The sequence below is a fragment of the Zobellella maritima genome (assembly GCF_003075035.1).
Lineage (GTDB): Bacteria > Pseudomonadota > Gammaproteobacteria > Enterobacterales > Aeromonadaceae > Oceanimonas > Oceanimonas maritima.
This window is the reverse complement of the sequence record NZ_QCZE01000001.1, coordinates 656,641-676,091: the sequence shown is the minus strand read 5'-3', so window position 1 is coordinate 676,091 and position 19,451 is coordinate 656,641. Positions and strand designations below refer to the sequence as shown.

15 protein-coding genes and 1 tRNA gene are annotated in these 19,451 nt (G+C 60.3%); 7 read left to right on the top strand and 9 right to left on the bottom strand.

What is annotated here, in order from left to right; translation table 11 throughout:
* Positions 1–45 precede the first annotated feature (45 nt).
* Together yccS and DCS96_RS03050 are read left to right on the top strand one after the other, a co-directional pair.
* A complete protein-coding gene (yccS, locus tag DCS96_RS03055; protein WP_116472877.1) occupies positions 46–2,211 on the top strand; it encodes a YccS family putative transporter in 2,166 nt (721 codons plus the stop codon).
* Positions 2,212–2,222: 11 nt separating this feature from the next.
* Positions 2,223–2,552 carry a TusE/DsrC/DsvC family sulfur relay protein gene (locus tag DCS96_RS03050; RefSeq protein WP_116472876.1) on the top strand — a complete coding sequence of 110 codons (330 nt, stop codon included), beginning with the start codon at positions 2,223–2,225 and terminating at the stop codon, positions 2,550–2,552.
* Positions 2,553–2,685: 133 nt separating this feature from the next.
* Here DCS96_RS03050 and dedD read toward each other — a convergent pair whose 3' ends face one another.
* From dedD to DCS96_RS03020, 6 genes are all read right to left on the bottom strand, one after another.
* Positions 2,686–3,447 (bottom strand): cell division protein DedD, encoded by a 762-nt coding sequence (dedD, locus tag DCS96_RS03045; protein ID WP_116472875.1) that lies wholly within the window; start codon positions 3,445–3,447, stop codon positions 2,686–2,688.
* A 9-nt stretch (positions 3,448–3,456) separates the two neighbouring features.
* Positions 3,457–4,701, bottom strand: coding sequence for a bifunctional tetrahydrofolate synthase/dihydrofolate synthase (gene folC / locus DCS96_RS03040; RefSeq protein WP_116472874.1), 1,245 nt, complete (start codon positions 4,699–4,701; stop codon positions 3,457–3,459).
* On the bottom strand, positions 4,701–5,564 hold the full coding sequence (accD, locus tag DCS96_RS03035; protein ID WP_116472873.1) for an acetyl-CoA carboxylase, carboxyltransferase subunit beta: 864 nt from the start codon (positions 5,562–5,564) through the stop codon (positions 4,701–4,703). Before accD ends, folC begins: the two co-directional genes overlap by 1 nt.
* 142 nt (positions 5,565–5,706) lie before the next feature.
* A complete protein-coding gene (gene truA / locus DCS96_RS03030) occupies positions 5,707–6,498 on the bottom strand; it encodes a tRNA pseudouridine(38-40) synthase TruA (RefSeq protein ID WP_116472872.1) in 792 nt (263 codons plus the stop codon).
* Between the two features lie 53 nt (positions 6,499–6,551).
* Entirely contained in the window at positions 6,552–7,883 is a 1,332-nt protein-coding gene (locus DCS96_RS03025; protein WP_116472871.1) for a FimV/HubP family polar landmark protein, read from the bottom strand.
* A 22-nt stretch (positions 7,884–7,905) separates the two neighbouring features.
* Positions 7,906–9,021: a 4-phosphoerythronate dehydrogenase gene (locus tag DCS96_RS03020; protein WP_116472870.1), complete on the bottom strand. Its 1,116-nt coding sequence runs from the start codon at positions 9,019–9,021 to the stop codon at positions 7,906–7,908.
* 115 nt (positions 9,022–9,136) lie between these two features.
* On the opposite strand from DCS96_RS03020, the gene DCS96_RS03015 reads away from it, so the two are divergent.
* Entirely contained in the window at positions 9,137–9,877 is a 741-nt protein-coding gene (locus tag DCS96_RS03015; protein WP_116472869.1) for a phosphatase PAP2 family protein, read from the top strand.
* A 78-nt stretch (positions 9,878–9,955) separates the two neighbouring features.
* Here DCS96_RS03015 and fabB read toward each other — a convergent pair whose 3' ends face one another.
* Positions 9,956–11,170, bottom strand: coding sequence for a beta-ketoacyl-ACP synthase I (gene fabB, locus DCS96_RS03010; protein ID WP_116472868.1), 1,215 nt, complete (start codon positions 11,168–11,170; stop codon positions 9,956–9,958).
* 105 nt (positions 11,171–11,275) lie between these two features.
* Here fabB and mnmC point away from each other — a divergent pair, with 105 nt between their 5' ends.
* From mnmC to DCS96_RS02995, 3 genes are all read left to right on the top strand, one after another.
* On the top strand, positions 11,276–13,264 hold the full coding sequence (gene mnmC / locus DCS96_RS03005; RefSeq protein WP_116472867.1) for a bifunctional tRNA (5-methylaminomethyl-2-thiouridine)(34)-methyltransferase MnmD/FAD-dependent 5-carboxymethylaminomethyl-2-thiouridine(34) oxidoreductase MnmC: 1,989 nt from the start codon (positions 11,276–11,278) through the stop codon (positions 13,262–13,264).
* Between the two features lie 115 nt (positions 13,265–13,379).
* Complete coding sequence (gene corA / locus DCS96_RS03000; protein ID WP_116472866.1) at positions 13,380–14,327, top strand: magnesium/cobalt transporter CorA; 948 nt, start codon at positions 13,380–13,382, stop codon at positions 14,325–14,327.
* Between the two features lie 44 nt (positions 14,328–14,371).
* Positions 14,372–14,842 (top strand): CreA family protein, encoded by a 471-nt coding sequence (locus tag DCS96_RS02995; protein ID WP_116472865.1) that lies wholly within the window; start codon positions 14,372–14,374, stop codon positions 14,840–14,842.
* 134 nt (positions 14,843–14,976) lie between these two features.
* Here DCS96_RS02995 and uvrB read toward each other — a convergent pair whose 3' ends face one another.
* Positions 14,977–16,977, bottom strand: a complete 2,001-nt coding sequence (uvrB, locus tag DCS96_RS02990) for an excinuclease ABC subunit UvrB (RefSeq protein ID WP_116472864.1) — start codon at positions 16,975–16,977, stop codon at positions 14,977–14,979.
* A gap of 156 nt (positions 16,978–17,133) precedes the next feature.
* Here uvrB and DCS96_RS02985 point away from each other — a divergent pair.
* Positions 17,134–17,209, top strand: a tRNA-Asn gene (locus DCS96_RS02985).
* A gap of 599 nt (positions 17,210–17,808) precedes the next feature.
* Here DCS96_RS02985 and nagE read toward each other — a convergent pair.
* Positions 17,809–19,323 carry an N-acetylglucosamine-specific PTS transporter subunit IIBC gene (gene nagE / locus DCS96_RS02980; RefSeq protein WP_116472863.1) on the bottom strand — a complete coding sequence of 505 codons (1,515 nt, stop codon included), beginning with the start codon at positions 19,321–19,323 and terminating at the stop codon, positions 17,809–17,811.
* Positions 19,324–19,451: the final 128 nt, after the last annotated feature.

Genomic DNA, 19,451 nt, shown 5'->3' with positions numbered 1-19,451 from the left:
GCCTTGCGTTATTATCCTTGCTCTGCATGCCTATACGAGCCCATGATGTCCAGCCTGCTACCCTGGTTAAGACGACTCTTTACCGACAGCCATTTCTTCTTCGCCCTCAAGGTCCTGCTGGCGTTATCCTGCCTGTTGTTCTTCGGCTGGCTGGCGGACGAAATCCAGATTGCCGTCACCCTGGCCCTGGGGGCCATGGCCGCCGCCCTGAGTGAGGTAGACCAGGCCCCCTGGGGCCGCTTCCGCCATTTGCTGGTCAGCCTCGGCAGTTTTTTTATCGCCACCATCCTTGTCAACCTGTTCATCGACCAACCCCTTATTTTCGGCCCCCTGCTGATAGCCGGCACCTTTATGCTCATCCTGATAGGCGCCGCCGGTGCCTCGGCCCGGGCCCTGGGCTTCGGTACCCTGCTGGTGTCTCTCTATGCCATGCAGGGCCATCTGCACAGCCCCCATTTCTGGTACCAGCCGCTGTTACTGACCGCCGGCGCCGTCTGGTATGGCCTCATTTCCTGGCTGGTGCTCCTCGCCTGGCCCTACAAGCAGGTACACGAGCAGCTGGCCCAGTGCTACTTTGCCCTGTCCCGCTACCTGCTGGAGAAGGCCCGCTTCTTCGATGCCCCTGAACAGGAGCACCAGCAGTTGCGCCATCAGCTGGCCCAGCTCAATATCCAGCTGGTGACCGCCCTGGATAACACCAAACAAATGCTTAACCGGCGCCTGCAGGGGAGCGAGCCCCAGGACGAAGAACTGAGCCGCCTGCTGGCCCTGTATCTGCTGGTCATGGATATGCACGAGCGAGCAACATCCAGCCATTACTCCTATCAGCAGCTGAAAGTCGAACTGGAGCAGAGTCAGGTGGTGGCCGGCTATCAGACCGCCCAGTGCGAACTGGGCGAAGCCTGTTACCGGCTGGGCTACGCAATTCTGACCCACAGCCGTTATCGGCATGACAAACGGCTCGCCTGGGTGCTGAGTGCCCTCGGCGATCAGCTGGCCTACAGTCACCTGCAGCGTCATTATCCCCGCTCCCTGCTGAGCCCGATGAAGTTTCTTGCCCGCAATATGCGCCACCTGCACCAGGCTCTATTACGTGCCGAGCGACTCACCCAGCCCCATCACCCGGCGGTGCTGGATTACAGCAGCGATGCTATCGAGCTGGCCCGGCCCGAGCAGCCCCCATTCTGGGACCGGTTGAAGACACTACTACACCCCAATGCCATACTGTTTCGTCACAGTGTCAGGATCAGCCTGTGCTTTGCCCTCGGCTACGGTCTGATCACCTCCCTGGGGCTGGAGCAGGGCTACTGGATACTGCTGACCATCCTCTTTGTCTGCCAGCCCAGTTTCAGCGCCACCCGCCAGCGGCTGGTACAGCGCACCCTGGGTACCTTGGGCGGCATCCTGGTGGCCATGCCGCTGCTGACTTTTTTCCCCTCTGTGGGCGCGCAGCTTATTATCATGCTGCTGAGCATCTTCGTCTTCTTTACCCAGGTCAGGACTCATTACAGCTGGGCCGTCTGCTTTATGACCCTGTTTGTACTGCTGGCCTTCAGCCTGCTGGCAGGCAGCGAGGAACAGGTGTTTTTACCCCGTTTGCTCGACACCCTGGCCGGCTGTCTGCTGGCCTTTATTGCGGTCTGGTTTATCTGGCCCGACTGGCAGCAACGTTACCTGCCCCGCCTGATGGCCGATGCCATGGATGCCAATGCCGACTATCTGGCCGCCATCATCGATCAGTTCGCCCATGGCCGCAATGAACAGCTGAATTATCGCATTGCCCGTAAGCGCGCGCATCAGGCCGACAACCAGCTAGCCCTGACCTGGCAGAATATACGGGTCGAACCGGTACCCAGGCACTGGCTCAACCTGTGTTTCGACATCGCCTACCGCAACCATACCCTGCTGTCCTACCTGTCGACCCTGGGCTCCCACCGCAAGCATGCCGATGTGCTGCAGGACGCACAGGTGCTGGTCGAGCGCCTCCAGGCCGCGGCACAGGCATTGCGTAACGGCCGGGAGCTGGCGGCCTTCACGCCCCTGCTCCAAACCCCCGATGCCACCGACGACGAATGGGAAATCCTGACCCAGCAATTACTGGGCAATATTACCCAGCTGGTCAATGATCTCTACTTGCTGTCCCGGGGCTTTCAGCAACAGGGGTCGTTGCCGCACACCACGGCGACAGGTAAGATCGGTCCGCAACAGTAGCAGGAGTCAATATGTTGGAATTTAACGGCCGTCAGATAGAAACCGACGCCCAGGGTTACCTGAAGCAGGTGCAGGATTGGCAGCCTGCATTGGCTGAGTCCCTTGCAGCGGCAGAAGGTATCACCCTCACCGCGGAACATTGGGAAGTCATCAATTTTGTGCGGGAATTCTATCTGAAGTACAACACCTCGCCCGCCATCCGCGCCCTGGTCAAAGCGATGGCCAAGGAGCTGGGGGAAGAAAAGGGCAACAGCCGTTACCTGTACCGACTGTTTCCCAAGGGCCCGGCCAAGCAGGCCACCAAGCTGGCCGGCCTGCCCAAACCGGTCAAGTGCATCTAAATTACGGATACCAATAGCGCTCCATTTTGAGACTGAGCTCAGCAACCGTTATTTTACTAATCGATCAGCAATAAAAGAGGCCACCCGCTGTCGCGAGTGGCCTCCTTACCCTAATGGTTTGTTGCTTTAACTGTCAGGGATAGCTCTGTATCCGCCCCTTCAGGCCGGTCAGCCGCTCCAGGGGCGCCAGCTGTTGCTCGAGCCGGGCCCGGGAGTCAGGGCCAACCCACACCCGGTTCAACACCCCCTGCTGGGGCACCGCCGGTGAAGTCTGGGCACGATATCCCGCCGCCTGCAATTTCTTGACCAGATCGTTCACATTTCCAGCATTACGGAATGCCCCCAGCTGTACCACAAAGCTGCCCTGCTGCGGCTGGGCTGCCGGTTGCGCAACCGGCGCAGGACGGATAATGGGGGCCGGCTTGATCACCGGAGCAGGTTTGGGAACCGGTACCGGCTGAGGTTTGGGTTCAGTCTTGACCGGTGCCGGCTGGGGTTTGGGTTCAACCTTGGTCGGGGCCGGTTTGGGTGCCGGTTGGGGCTTGGATTCAACCTCGGGCGGGGCCGGCTTGGGTGCGGCCTGCACCACCGGCTGAGACTTGGCGGCCGGAGGCGCCTCCTGCGGCTGTTCCAGGGCCCAGACTTCAGGCACCGGCTCGACCGGATCGGGCTCGCGCTGAGCCGGCTCAACCTGCGGAGCCACCCCTGCCGAAGCAATCGGCAGAGGCTGACTAATCACGGGTTGTGGCGGGTCCAGCTCAGGACGCAGGGGAATGGTGACCGCCTCATCCTGGACCAGCTGTTTCTTCCCATCCAACAGGTCGGGCAGGAAGATCACCCCCAGGGCAAACAGAATAACGGTACCAACCAAACGATGCTGAAATTGAGTCGCCAAATGCAGTTCCTACCCGGTTATTTTGTTGGCCAACACATCTGCCACGGTGAAAAACGAGCCGAAGGCGATCACGATATCCTGCTCGCCGCAATCGGCTTCGGCCGCGGCCAGGGCCGCATTCACCGAGTCAAAACACCGGCCCCGTACATGCTGCGCCAGCCCCTCGGCGCTCAATCCCCTGGGGCCAGCCAGACTCGCCAAGTACCACTCATCCACCACCGGCTGCATGGGTGCCAGGGTCGCGGCAATATCCTTGTCCTTGAGCATGCCCACCAACGCCAGGATACGGCCTTTGGCCCCCAGCGTGGCCAGCCGGGACGCCAGATAGCCGGCCGATTCCGGGTTATGGGCCACATCGACCCACAGCTGCGGATTCAGCTGCTGGAAACGTCCGATCAGCCGAGCCTGGGTCAGCCCATCGACCACCGCCTGCCGACCAGGGACAAATGGCGAACAGGCCAGGCTGGCCAGGGCGGTAGCCGCATTCATCAGCGGCAGATTGGGTAACGGCAGGTCCGACAGCGTCAATCCCTGTCCCTCGAAAGCCCAGCGGGTTCCCTCCTGGCGAAACTGGAAGTCGACGCCCACCCGCTGCAGGGGCGTACCCAGGGCACGAGCATGATTCAGCAAGCTCAGGGGCGGATCCAGCTCACCACAGACGGCCGTCTTTCCGGGCCGGAAAATACCGGCCTTTTCCCGGCCGATGGCTTCCCGATCCGTACCCAGCCAATCGGTATGATCCAGCGCTATGGTGGTCACCACCGTCTGCTCCGACGCCACCACATTGGTGGCATCGAGCCGACCGCCCAGGCCCACTTCGAGCAATACCACCTCGGGTGCCGCATCGCGGAACAACCAGAGTGCAGCCAGGGTCGCAAACTCGAAATAGGTCAGGGCGATATCGCCCCGCGCGGCCTCCACCTCGGTGAAGGCCGTGCAGAAACGCTCGGCGGCGGGAAACTGACCGTTAATACGCACCCGCTCCCGAAAATCGATCAAATGGGGCGAGGAGTATACTCCGACACTGTGCCCCGAGGCCTGCAATATGGCCTCCATCAGGGCACAGGTTGAGCCCTTGCCATTGGTACCGGCGACCGTGATCACATGGCTCGGCAGGCTGAGCAGGCCCATGCGCCCGGCGACCGCTTCCATCCGGCTCAGGCCCAACTCGATATGAGCCATGTTCAGGCCTTCCAGATAGGCCAGCCAGTCGGTCAGGGACCGCTCCGGAGAAACCGCAGCTGTCGTGCTCATCAGGCTACGACCGGTTCCAGGTTCATCAACTTGCCGATCAGGCCGGCGAGGCGATCACGCATCTCACGACGATCGATGATCATGTCGATGGCGCCATGCTCCAGCAGGAACTCGCTGCGCTGGAAGCCTTCCGGCAGCTTCTCGCGTACCGTCTGCTCGATAACCCGGGGACCGGCGAAACCGATCAACGCCTTGGGCTCACCCACGTTGATATCACCCAGCATTGCCAGGCTCGCGGATACCCCACCCATGGTGGGATCGGTCAGTACAGAGATAAACGGCAGGCCCGCGGCCGACAGACGGTTGAGGGCTGCGCTGGTCTTGGCCATCTGCATCAGCGAAAACAGGGCTTCCTGCATGCGCGCGCCCCCCGAAGCAGAGAAACAGATCAGGGCGCGATTCTCGGCAATACAGGCGTCGACCGCCTTGACAAAACGGGCGCCGACCACGGACGCCATGGAACCGCCCATAAAGGAAAATTCGAAGGCACATGCCACGACCGGCAGGCCCTTGAGGCTGCCCTTCTGCACCACCATGGCGTCTTTTTCGTTGCTGCTCTTCTGGGCCGCACTGATCCTGTCCTTGTATTTCTTGGAGTCCTTGAACTTGAGCACGTCCTGGGGCTCCAGCTCGGCACCCAGCTCTTCCCGTCCGTCGCTGTCGAGGAACTTGTCGAGGCGTACACGGGCGCTGATGCGCATATGGTGATCACACTTGGGACAGACTTCCAGGTTGCGATCCAGCTCGGCCCGGTACAGCACCTGTTCACAGCTGCTGCATTTGCTCCATACTCCTTCCGGAATATTGTGACGACGGACACCGATATTTTTATTTTTGGGAAGAATCTTCTCTAGCCAACTCATGGAAATCCTTAGCGTTTATGCAAATTTATCGCGCAGTCTGGCATTGTCGTCCAGCGGCTGCATGGTCCGCATTAAACCACAGAACTGCGTTCAGGTTGATAAAAAACTGGCGGTGCGGGGCCCAGCTACCCGCACGCCTTGTCTATAAATAGTCAGGCAGCCACAAGGGGCCCGGTACTGTTTCCGGCAAGCCGAAATGCGTGGGGTAATCGACCGACACCAGGTACAGGCCGCCGGCCTTGGCGGTGACCCCCGCCAGGTTGCGATCCCGCCCCTCCAGCACTTCCTGTACCCAGCCCGCCTCGGCATTACCCATGCCCACTTCCAGCAGGGTACCGGTAATATTACGCACCATATGATGCAGGAAGGCATTGGCCTTGATATCCAGCACCACGTACTCGCCGTAACGCTTGACGTTCAGGTGCATCACATTGCGGTTGGGGCTCTTGGACTGGCATTGTACCGCCCGGAAGGCGCTGAAGTCCCGCTCTCCCAGCAGGCATTGGCCCGCATGGTGCATCTTTTCCGCGTCGATCGGCTGGGGATAATGGCTGACCCCATGGCCGTGGATGGCCGGCCGCATCTTATGATTGAAGATAATATAGCGGTAACGCCGGGCGGTGGCACTGAAACGGGCATGAAAATCGTCGTCGACCGCCTTGACCCACCGCACGGCAATACCGGCCGGCAGGTTGGCATTCATCCCCAGGGTCCAGGCGCCCGGCTGGCGGCTGGCATGGGTATCGAAGTGCACCACCTGACCAGTGCCATGGACACCGGCATCGGTACGGCCGGCGCACTGCACCTCCACCGGATGATCGGCAATCTTAGAGAGGGCTTTTTCCACCTCTTCCTGGACACTGGGTACTTCCCGTTGACGCTGCCAGCCGTAATAGCGGCTGCCGTCATACTCTATTCCCAGGGCGATTCGCATAATCGATTCCAAGGTCAAAAAATGGCGGCAATTATACCTGTTAAGCCGGTTTTTTACAGGCGCTGCAACAGTTTTTTCGCCTCCTGCTGCTGCTCGGCAGTGCCGCGTTTGAGCGCCTGTTTCAACAGGGTTCGTGCACCACCCTGTTCACCGATTTCGATATAGGCCCGAGCCAGATCCAGCTTGGCGCCTATCCCCCCTTCATCCTGATCCACGTCCACCTCCTGGTGTCCAAGCACGGCGGCATATTCGTCGAGCCCTACCTCCAGCCTGAACTCCACCTCCTTGTCGGCGAGGCCTGCAGGCGCCGCCTTGCCCCTGGTTGCCATAACCGGCTCAGGTACCGCTTCGGACACCGGTGCCGAAATATCCTCCGTGGCTGCCGTTCGCTCGGCATCGGGATGAGCGCTGGGGGCCGGCCGTGGGTCGTCCAGGCTCGGAACATAGCGGCTGGACGTGTCCACCAGATTAAGGCCGAGGCTGACAGGCGCCTCCGCGGTTCTGCTCAGCTCCTCGGGGTGACTCGTTGGCGCCGTCGGCGGGAGCCGAATCGTCAAGCGGTCCTGGCCTGCGCCCATCCGAGGCTCTCCCTGCATGGCCGCCGGCTGCGCCGCAGCCGGTTGCTGCCTGCCCCACCGCTTGAACAACAGCAGCAGGATCAGCAACGACACCAGTAACAGATACGGCTTGTTATCGGCAAGGACTACCGACCAGCCGGGCTCGCTCGCCGGTGGCGCCTCCCGGGTCACCTTTAGCTCCTGCACCTCGTCGCTGAGCGCGCTGACATGCTGCCGCAGCTGCCGGTTGAACTGGTTCAGTTCGGTCAGCTGGGCATTGGAGAGCGTCAGCTGTTCACGCAGCTCGTCCAGCAGCCGACTCTGCACCTCGTCCTGCCGCTGGCTGCCGGCAGACACCTCTTGCGGCTGCCCCCCGACCGTCGCCTCCTCGGGTACGGCGGCAGGCACCAGGGTAGCGGTGGCCGGCCTGGATAGACTGGGCTGCCCCAGGCTCAGCCGGCGATACTCGGCTTCCGCGGCCCGGGGCGAACGGGACAGCACCTGCTGTTGGCCGGGCAGCACAAGGTAGGCATCCCGGAGCAAGCGATGGATATCACCGTTCAGAAAAGCCTGGGGGTTAAGATGGTAGATGGCCACCACCGTTTGATGAACACTGGCCGGGGGGCGGGTATACCGTTCGGCAATGGTCCACAGGTTATCTCGACGGCCGACGGGGCCATAGCGGCTAGCACTCGTAGCCACGGCCGTTTCCCCGCCGGCAACCGCCCTCTCCGGCCCGAGGGTCAGTGTCTGGGCGCCGGTGCCCGGTACCCAGGACAGGTACAAGGCCAGGCCGACAACAGAAGACCATCGTCTGCTAGGTATCATCAGGTTATTGCTCCCTCTGCCTTCAGGTATTGAAGCCCAGCCCGGCCAGCCGTCTCTGGACGCCTTGATCCGGGTATGTCAGGGTCAGTGAGCCCAGCTCCCTGCGCTCCGGGTAGGTTTTACGCAAGCGGTCGAAAAAATCCGGCTTGCCCAGGGCCGCCCGAAACCGGTGGTCATCGGCGCCGATATCATACACCAGACGCACCAGACGACCGAGCATGGCCTGATCCGGCACCTGGCCCAGGGCCAGCTGGGCCACCGGCGGCGGCGGCAGTAAATGCTCGAACCCCGAGGTCACCGCCCTGCCCCGCTGTTGACACAGGGCCTGAAACAGGGCGAAGGTGCCCCTGGCCTTGCCTTCCAGACTGTAACCGGCAATATGGGGCGTGGCAATCAGGGTATGGGGCACCAGCTCGGCCAGCAGCGCCGGCTCATGCTCCCAGACATCCATCACCAGGGTCAGCGGCGAAGGGCCTTGCTGCCGGTCGAGCAAGGCCCGGTTGTCCCACACATCACCACGACAGGCATTGACCAACACCTGCTCGGAATTTAACCCCTCAATGCGTTCCCGATCCAACAGGTGCCAGGTGGGGTGCTCTCCCTCATGGATCAGGGGCACATGGAAGCTGACGATATCAGCGGCCAGCGCCTGTTCCAGGCCGACAAAGTCGCCGCCTTCCCGCGCTGCCCGGGGCGGATCGCAGAGCAGCACTTCCATCCCCAGGGCACGGGCTCGCCCCGCCACTTCGGAGCCGGTATTGCCGGCCCCCACCACCGCCAGCCGCTTTGCCGACAGCTGCCAGCCCTTGTGCTCGGCTACCTTTAGCAGGGCCGCCAGCAGATAGTCACCGACCGCGACCTTGTTACAGCCGGGGGCGCTGGCGAAGGTGATATCCCGCTCGGCCAGATAACGGGTGTCGATATGATCACAGCCGATGGTCGCGGTGCCGACAAAGCTCAGCCCCCGGGCCTGGGCTAGCAGGGCTTGATCCACCTGGGTGATGGAACGCACCAGCAACACCTCGGCCTCAGCCACCTGCTCCGGGCTCATGTTGCGCCCTGGGCAGGTTGTCACCTGACTCCACTCGTCAAATAACTCATGTACATAGGGCATATTTTCATCGGCCAGCAGCTTCATCTCTGTCTCCCTTGGGTCAATGGACTGCATTGTAACCCGTCTCGCCACCGGCTTCAGCTGCCATCGGGATCGGGATTTGCTAGACTCACCAGCCCCTTGTCATGCGAGTCTGAACATGTTGTCGAAAAAGTTTGGCCTGTTGTTCCTGATCCTGGTGTTACCGGTGGCGGTGGCCAGCCTGGGGTATCACTGGCACTGGAGCTGGTTTCCGCTGCTCGATCTGGACAAGGCGCCTGCCCTGTGGGCCTATGCCGTAACCCTGACCGTGGGCAAGGCCGGCATCCTGCTCACCCTGCTGCTATTAAGCTTGCTGACCCTGTTCCGCTGGCACCGGACACCCCATCAGTTGCTGGTATTTTTCCTGTGCCTGTTTATCGCCCTGGGCGGCGCCTTCGTCACCAAGACCCTGGCCAAACTCTATTTCAAGGAACCCAGACCCTATGTGCTCTGGCTGGTCGAGCAGGGCCGCTTGCCGAATGCCGACAGCTTCTATGCCAACCGGGAAAGCGTGCGGGAACAACTGTTACGACAGGGCCTGAGCCAGGTACCGGAACGGCAGATCCCGGGCTGGCTCAAGCTGCACTGGGGCGAGGAAGTCAACTATTCGTTTCCCTCGGGGCACGCCATCGCCGCCATGACCCTGGCCAGCTTTTTCTGCCTGTTGCTGAGCTGGCGGCAACGCACGCGCTGGCTGGTCGCCACCCTGGCTGCCTGGGCCATCGCCGTCTGCTACTCCCGCTTGCTGCTCGGCCTGCACTGGCCTGCCGATATCCTGGCCAGCGCCTTGCTCGGCTTCGGCTTCGGCACCCTCGGCGCCGGCGGCTTTATTACCTGGCTCAACAGAGCCGACAGATAAGGCAGGATTCTGCCCCTGAGAATCAAAGAAGGGCGCCGAGGCGCCCTTCTTTATCAATGACCATTACCCGGACCTATATCAGCCCTTGTATTTGCTCAACACCAGGCTGGCATTGGTACCGCCAAAGCCGAAGCTATTGGACATCACGGTATCCAGCTCCACCTCCTTGCACTCGGTGACGATCGGCAGACCCTTGGCCTTCTCGTCCAGCTCGGTAATGTTAATGCTGGGGGCGATAAAGCCGTGCTCCAGCATCAGCAGGGAATACACAGCTTCGTGCACACCGGCGGCGCCCAGGGCATGACCGGTCATGGCCTTGGTGGCGGAGATATAGGGGGCCTTGTCGCCAAACAGGCTGTGAATGGCTTCCAGCTCCTTGACATCGCCCACCGGGGTGGAGGTGCCGTGGGTATTAATATACTGCACTTCCTGCGGGGCTGTGGCCATGGCCTGCTTCATGCAGCGTACCGCGCCTTCGCCCGAGGGAGCGACCATGTCGTAACCGTCGGAGGTAGCGCCGTAACCGGTGATTTCGGCATAGATATGGGCACCGCGCTTGAGCGCGTGCTCCAGCTCTTCAACCACCACTATGCCGCCGCCGCCGGAGATGACAAAACCATCACGGCCCGCATCATAGGTACGGGAAGCCTGCTCGGGGGTGTCATTGTACTTGCTGGACAGGGCGCCCATCGCATCAAATTGCAGTGCCAGGGTCCAGTCCACCTCTTCACCACCGCCGGCAAACACTATGTCCTGCTTGCCGAGCTGGATTTGTTCCAGGGCGTTGCCGATACAGTGGGCGGAAGTGGCACAGGCGGAGCTGATGGTGTAGTTAACACCCTTGATCTTGAAGGGCGTGGCCAGACAGGCGGAGGTGGTGGACGACATGGTTCTCGGCACCATGTAGGGACCAACCCGACGCACGCCTTTTTCCCGTAGTATGTCGCAGGCTTCGATCTGGTTTTTGGAGGAAGCACCGCCCGAGCCAACCACCAGGCCGGTGCGCTCATTGGACACCATGCTCTCGTCCAGGCCGGCATCTTCAATCGCCTGCTGCATGGAGAGATAGGCGAAAGCGGCTGCATCACCCATAAAGCGCATCACCTTGCGGTCGATATGCTCCGCCGGATCCATCTTGATGTTGCCCCATACCTGACTGCGCAGCTTGTAGTCGGCAAACTGTTGGGAATAGGTGATACCGGAGCGGCCTGCTTTCAGGGAAGCCAGGACCTCTTCCTTATTGTTACCTATGCTGGAAACCACACCGATCCCGGTAATGACTGCTCTTCTCATGTATCTGTCCCGTAATATCAATTTGGCGCCAATTCTAACCATAAAGCCTGGTCAAACTGGTCTGCTCTCACATAAAATGACCGATTTAACGGCCCTGGAGGTTCAGTGTCCCCCCACATTGTTACAACTGCAAGCCTTGACTGGAATGAACAAGGCACACCAGTGGCCGAAGCATTCGATGATGTCTACTTTTCCAATGATAATGGTCTGGCGGAAACACGCTATGTTTTTCTCGGCCAGAACGGACTGCCCGCACGTTTTATCGACCATGACCGGGCCCAGTTCGTGGTTGCCGAAACCGGATTCGGCACCGGCCTGAATTTTCTCGCCACCTGGCAGGCCTTTCGCCACTATCGCCGGGACCATGCTAATGGTAATACCAAAAGATTGCATTTCATCAGTGTGGAAAAGTTTCCCCTGAGCAGGGCGGATCTGAAAAAGGCCCTGTCCCACTGGCCCGAATTGGCCGAGCTCAGTCAGCGGCTGGTGTCAGCCTATCCCCTGCCGGTATCCGGCTGCCACCGACTGTGGCTGGATGAAGACACCAGCCTGGACCTGTGGCTGGGCGACGTTGCCGAGCTGCTCCCCCAGATGGAAGCGGGCCTCGCCGGCAAGGTGGATGCCTGGTATCTGGACGGCTTCGCCCCCAGCAAGAACCCCGATATGTGGACCCCTACGCTGTTCGACCAGCTGGCCCGGCTGGCGCGGCCCCGCTCTACCCTGGCCACCTTCACGTCGGCCGGTTTTGTACGCCGCGGCCTGCTGGCCGCCGGCTTCGAAATGGCCAAGGTCAAGGGGTTCGGCCGCAAGCGGGACATGCTGGCCGGCCATCGCCGGGTAGACCAACGCCAGCCCTATGCCGCGCCCTGGTACTGGCGCCGTCCGGGCCAGGGTGACAGTACCCTGATCGTCGGCGCCGGCATTGCCGGCGCGGCGCTGGCCCATGCCCTGACCCGCCGCGGTCACCGGGTCACCCTGGTTGAACAGGCCGCTCCCGCCAATGGGGCTTCGGGTAATCATCAGGGTGCCATCTATCCGTTATTGAACGGCAACCATGACAGCCTGAGCCGGTTTTATCTGCAGGCCTTCCTCTATGGTCGTCGGGCCCTGTCCATGCTGACCGACCAGGCAGGCTTCGCCCACGACTGGTGTGGCGTGGTGCAGCTTGCTCACGATCCCAAGAGCGCCGCCAAAATCGACAAGCTGCTGGCCGGGGGCTTCCCTGCCGAACTGGTCAAGGAGCTGGATGCCGACGCCGTAAGCCGGGAAACCGGCCTGGAGGTGGCGCTGCCTGGCGTCAACTACCCCCTCGGCGGCTGGGTCTGCCCTGCCGAGCTGACCCGGGCCTTTATCGGTGCCGCCGAACAGACCGGGCTGCTCGACTGCCATTACCATACCCGGGTCACCGGCTTCGAGGCGGCCGGTACCGGTTTCGTGGTGGACACAACCCAAGGACAATACCGGGCCGATAACCTGGTACTGGCCAGCGGCCACCAGCTGACCCAGTGGCCGCAGACCCGGGAACTGGCCCTATATCCGGTCAGGGGACAGGTCAACCATCAACCCAGCCAGCCCCCCCTGGACGCACTCAGAACGGTGGTCTGCTATGAAGGCTACCTGACCCCGTCCTGGCAGGGCCGGCACTGTATCGGCGCCAGCTACGGCCGCAACCAGACCAGCCTGGACTACCGCCCGGCTGAAGAACAGCAAAACCTGGACAGGCTGACCGCTACCCTGCCCGTGCTACAGGGCCTGACCCCGGATACCGGTGCCGGCCGGGTCGGCATTCGCGCCGCCTGCCGGGATCACCTGCCGCTGGTGGGCGCCGCCGCCAACAGGGAGGCGCAGCTCGCCGACTACCAGGGGCTGCATCAGAGGCCGGAGCAGCTGGCTCCGCTGGCCGACGATGTACCGGGGCTCTATGTATTGTCGGGGCTGGGATCTCGGGGGCTCTGTTCCGCCCCCCTGCTGGCCGAGGTGCTGACCGCCCAGCTGCTGGACGAGCCCTATCCCCTGTCCCGGGAGCTGCTGGCCGACCTGGCCCCCAACCGTCACTGGATACGCAAACTGCTGAAAGGCAAGTCGGTTGATTAAAAAACCGTCTAACTTGTCGCCATGTCATTAAAAAACAACCATAAATAGTCGATAACCTGACAGCCGGCGTCGGTCACTATATGATTGCGGCTAAACAAAGTGATGGGAACCCGTGATGATCACCGCCTATCTGTTAAAAGGTAAAACCTTCGAAATACAGCCGCTGACGGTAGCAGACGCCCTGCCCGAACACACCCTGTGGCTGGATATTCACAAGCCCGACGAACAGGAGCAGCAGTGGATGAGCCGCCTGTTCGAGGAAGAAGCGCCCGAACTGGATGAACTGGACGATATCGAGGCCTCGGCCCGCTTCTATCGCGACAAGGACGGCCTGCATATCCACTCGCTGTTTCCCCAGCGCCTCGGCAAGCATATAGACGGCATCAATGTGCTGTTTACCCTGCGCAAGGAGCTGCTGATCAGTTTTCGGGAAGACGATCTGGGGCTGATGCGCCTGCTGCGCCACTATATGCGCCAGGAGCGGCTGGAGGTGGAAGACGCCGCCGACCTGCTGCTGGAAATCTTCCAGCACAAGATCGAATATATCTCGGATCTGATCGAAGATGGCTACAAGACCCTGGAGGGCACCGCCAAGGAAGTGCTGCAGGTCGATGATCTGCACAAGACAATGTCGGATCTGATGATGCAGGAAGACGGCAACGGCCATATCCGGCTGGCCCTGTACGATACCCGGCGGGCGCTGCGTTTCCTGAGGCGCTCCCTACGTCAGAGCGCCAGTGACGAGCAGCGCAAATGGATTGATGAAATGCTCTACGACATCGAATCCCTGTTGCCCCATACCCAGTTCCTGTTTGACAAGATCAACTTCCAGCTGGAGGCCGCCATGGGCTTTACCAGCCTGGAGCAAAGCAAGGTGATCAAGATCTTCTCGGTCGCCGCCGTGGTGTTCCTGCCGCCGACCCTGATCGCCAGCATCTACGGCATGAACTTCGAGATACTGCCGGAGCTGGGCTTCAAATACGGCTACCCCATGTCGCTGGTGCTGATGCTGATGTCCGCCTGCGGCACCTATTTCTTCTTCAAGCGCAAGGGCTGGCTGTAATTCAACCAGAGGGCGCGATATTCATTTTTGATAAGGACGCTGATATGTTCAAAAAAACGGCCACCCTGGTCTGCCTGTCTGCCCTGTTGCTGGGTTGTGACAACAATGAGGTGGGTGACGTGTCCCTGGGGCTGTTCACCACCAAGGATATCAAGATAGAGGTGCTGACCGATCCGGACGTACCAGGGGTGACCTGCCATATGTCGAACATAGTGGCAGATCTGGATCTGGCAGATCCCTCGGACATGTCGATCAGCTGCCGCCAGACCGGTGAAATCACCAAAGCCATGATCGACACCATAGACCGCTCGAAAAGCGGCGATATCGTGTTCAAGAAGTCCAAGAGCATCTTCCTGAAAAGCCTGAAAATAAGACGCATCTTTGACGACCGGAGCCAGACGCTGCTGTATATCGCCTACAGCACCAAGGAGACCAGCGGCAGCTACAAGCATTCCATGTCGACCGTGCCGCTGTGGGGCACCCAGGCCTATCAGTTCCCCCAGGCAGGCCAGTAACAGCCAGGTCCCGAAGGCTGTAGGCTGGGATTCGCTCCCCATCCCGGCCTACCAGCTGCGCCCTTGCTTACTCCCCGGGGATTTGAAGCGCATTAACACAGAAAGCCGGGCCTGATACTGCCAGATCCTTCCCCTCAGCTGCGAATAAGCTGCTCGCGCAGTGTGTGGATGCGATCACGCGCCACAGCCGCCTGTTCGAATTCCAGGTTTTGGGCATGATTGATCATCTCCTTTTCCAGCTGGGCAATCTGCTGGGTTAGCTCCTTGGGTGTCGGCAGGTGCGTCGGCGCCAGGGGCTTGTCCTTGGCCCGCTTCGACCCCACCCGACGGGTGCCGTCCAGGTCCATCACATCGCTGACCCGCTTGTTGAGTCCCTGGGGCTCAATGCCGTGCTGCTGGTTGAAGGCATGCTGCAGCTCGCGACGGCGCTCGGTCTCATTGATGGCGGCGGCCATCGAGCGGGTGATGCGATCCGCATAGAGGATGGCCTTACCGCTCAGGTTACGAGCCGCCCGGCCTATGGTCTGGATCAGCGAGCGCTCGGAGCGCAGGAAGCCCTCTTTGTCGGCATCCAGGATCGCCACCAACGACACCTCCGGCATATCCAGGCCCTCACGCAGCAAGTTGATGCCCACCAGCACATCGAACATCCCCAGGCGCAGGTCGCGGATGATCTCCATCCGCTCCAGGGTATCGATGTCCGAATGCAGATAGCGTACCCGCAGGCCGTGTTCAATCAGGTACTCGGTAAGATCTTCCGCCATGCGCTTGGTCAGGGTGGTGACCAGCACCCGCTCGTCCCGTTCGGCGCGGAGCCGGGCCTCAGACAGCAGGTCGTCCACCTGGGTAGCCACCGGCCGTACCTCCAGCTCGGGATCCAGCAGCCCGGTGGGCCGCACCACCTGCTCGGCCACCTGGTCTCCGGACTTGTCCAGCTCATAGGGGCCGGGTGTGGCCGATACAAACACGGTTTGCGGCATCAGCGCCTCGAATTCCTCGAAGCGCAGGGGACGGTTGTCGAGCGCCGAAGGCAGCCGGAAGCCGTATTCCACCAGGGTTTCCTTGCGCGAACGGTCGCCCTTGTACATGCCGCCTATCTGGGGGACGGTGACATGGGACTCGTCGATAATCAGCAGGCCGTCGCCGGGCAGGTAATCGAACAGGGTGGGCGGCGGCTCCCCCTCCCCCCGCCCCGACAGGTAACGGGAGTAGTTTTCGATGCCCGAGCAGTAGCCCAGTTCCTGGATCATCTCCAGATCGAACTGGGTGCGCTGGCTGATGCGCTGTTCTTCCAGCAGCTTGTTGGCCGCCAGTAACTGCTGCTTGCGCGCCTGCAGTTCGGTCTTGATCAGCTCCATCGCCGAGAGCAGGGTTTCCCGCGGGGTGACGTAATGGGTCTTGGGATAGATGGTGCAGCGCGCCAGCTGCTTGCTGACCGCCCCGGTGAGCGGATCGAACAGGCTGATGCGCTCGATTTCGTCATCGAACAGCTCCACCCGAACCGCCTCGTTGTCGGATTCGGCGGGGAAGATATCGATCACCTCACCGCGTACCCGGAAGGTACCCCGCTGGAAGGCCGCATCGTTGCGGCTGTATTGCAGCTCCGCCAGCCGCCGCAGCATATCCCGCTGGTTCAGGTGGTCGCCGGTTCGCAGGTGCAGCATCATGCTCAGGTAGGACTGGGGATCGCCCAGGCCGTAGATCGCCGATACCGAGGCCACGATCACCACATCCCGGCGCTCCATCAGCGCCTTGGTGGCCGACAGCCGCATCTGCTCTATATAGTCATTGATGGAAGCGTCTTTCTCGATAAAGGTATCGGTGCTGGGTACATAGGCTTCCGGCTGGTAGTAGTCATAGTAGGACACAAAGTATTCCACCGCATTGTGCGGGAAGAACTCCTTCATCTCGCCGTACAGCTGGGCCGCCAGCGTCTTGTTGGGCGCCAGTATCATGGTGGGCCGCCCCAGGGTGGCAATAACATTGGCCATGGTGAAGGTCTTGCCCGAGCCGGTCACCCCCAGCAGGGTCTGATGGGCCAGGCCGGCGTCGATGCCCTCCAACAGCTGAGCTATGGCCTTGGGCTGATCGCCGCCCGGTTGATACTGGCTGACCAGCTGGAATGCTTTACTCATCACCATTCTCCATTACATACTCAGGCCAGTTTACCCCCTGAACAGGGAAGAATTTAAGTAAAAACTTGGCTTTGCCGCTATTCCACCAAACTAACGGGATATTTCCCTTGACCCACCGGCGCCCGGTGCGTACCATGCGCAGCCTCTTTACGAGATTCCCCCTTAGTTCAGTCGGTAGAACGGCGGACTGTTAATCCGTATGTCGCTGGTTCAAGTCCAGCAGGGGGAGCCAATTTTTGCTCCGTAGTACTTGATTTATCCACCGCAATCAGATCCTTTCCCGATAAAAACCCACAGCCTTAGCTTTCGCTGCTGATCCCCCTTTGGCTGCCCATACGTCACCGCCTCTCTTGACACTTGAAATATTTAAGCATTTGATTTAATTGATCTTTTTATTTGGCGAATATTTTACCTTTTTTTCCGGAAGGCTTGCCACACCTGGCTTTGCACCGGTTTTATCTAGCTAATCCACAAGCTTATCCACAGAAATGGTGGATAAGTGACGCAAACCCAGCAGTAACAAGGACCCCCTCGGCTGTGTATAACCTTTTGAGTCCACTCAGGTCAAAAGCGCGTCCATGACAAGGTTTTTTTTTGTAGTGACAGTCAGCCCCATGACCTCCGTTGACTGAGCAAAAGATATACCAGATTGGTATTTTACAGAGACGACAAGACTCGATTGATGAGTTCCGGCTTTGGTTTTCACCGGCTTGGCATTAAATACAGGATGAGCCTGGCGGAAATGTGACTGTGAATGAATGATGACGCTGGTTAGAGGGGAAGCCGGGCCTGATGCCCGGCTCCTCTGGTTGAGGCTTTTGCCACCGGCGCTTATGCCTTTGGCGGCAAGGACTTCATTTCGGTGGCAATGATTTCGGCCAGGGGGCCCAGGATCACCTGCAGGTTGTTGTCTCCCAGCTTCACTATCCCTTTGGCGCCCAGGGCTTTCAGCCGGGCTTCATCGGCCAGGGTCCTGTCTTTCAGGGTCAGCCGCAGGCGGGTAATACAGGCATCGATATCGGTGAGATTTTCACTGCCGCCCAGGGCATCCAGATATTGACGGGCCAGTTCCGATTTATCGGAGCCGACTTCTTTGCGCCCTCCTGCAAAGGCGGGCTTGGCCTCGTCACCCTCACGGCCCGGGGTTTTCAGGTTGAACAGCTTGATGGCAAAGTAGAAGGCCACAAAGTACACAGCCCCCACCACCAGGCCGATGCTGAGCAGTACCCAGGGACGGGTGGCCAGGCCCCAGTTCAGCACCAGATCGAACAGGCCGGCGGAGAAACCGAAACCATGCAGGATACCAAACAGGTTCACCACCACCAGAGACAGGCCGGTCAACACAGCGTGAATACCGTACAGCAAGGGAGCCAGGAACATAAAGGTAAATTCCAGGGGCTCGGTAATACCGGTCAGGAACGAGGTCACGGCAACGGAGACCAGCAGGCCTGCAGCCTGAGCCCGCCTGTCTTTGGGGGCCGCCAGGATCATCGCCAGCGCTCCGGCAGGCAGGCCGAACATCATCACCGGGAAGAAACCGGCCATAAACACACCCGCGGTCGGATCACCGGCAAAGAAGCGATGCAGGTCACCCCTGGTCACCTCAGACGCGATCTGGGTAATAGCGCCACCGTCGACACCGGGTACGGCGCCACCGACCGTCAGGTTACTCACCAGGGCCGGATCCAGACAGATATTCTGCACGCTGCCGGCCACCTCATAGGTTACCTTCAGACACTCTCCCAGACCGAACCAGAAAATGGAGTTCACCACATGATGCAGGCCCACGGGGATCAAGCCCCGGTTCAGTAGCCCGTAAAAAAACTGGCCCAGCCCCCCCGATGTGGATACCGCCAGGCCAAAGCTGTCGATACCATGCTGAATAACAGGCCAGACAAAACCGGCAATAAATGCCGCCAGCAGGGCCACCAGTCCGGTCATGATCGGCACCAGCCGCTTACCGCTGAAGAAAGCCAGATAATCTGGTAGCTTGGTCATATGGAAGCGGTTATAACAATGACCGGCAATGATACCGGCGATAATACCGCCAAAAAACGACATATCTATCTCATTGTTGATAGTCTTCGCCGCCCCGGTCAGCACAAAATAGCCTACGGCGCCGGCCAGGGCCGCCGCCCCGGCATTATCCTTGGACAGGCCGACAGCAATGCCCAGACCAAATAGCAATGGCAACTGGCTGAAGATGGCGCCACCCGCCTCGGCAATAAAGGGAATGCCCAACAAGTCCGGTTGTCCCAAACGCAGCAGCAAGGCCGCCACCGGCAGTGTGGCGATGGGCAGCATCAGGGCCTTGCCCAATTTCTGTAAATAACCCAGCAGGTTCACGGTAGATCTCCTTAAGTTGTTATCCACCTAGGTGCATAAGTGTGTTGTCGCCTTCATGGCTGTAGCCAGTCTACCCAGTTTACTTCTCATCGCAAATTAAGTTAGCGTAATGTGTGATATGGATCTCC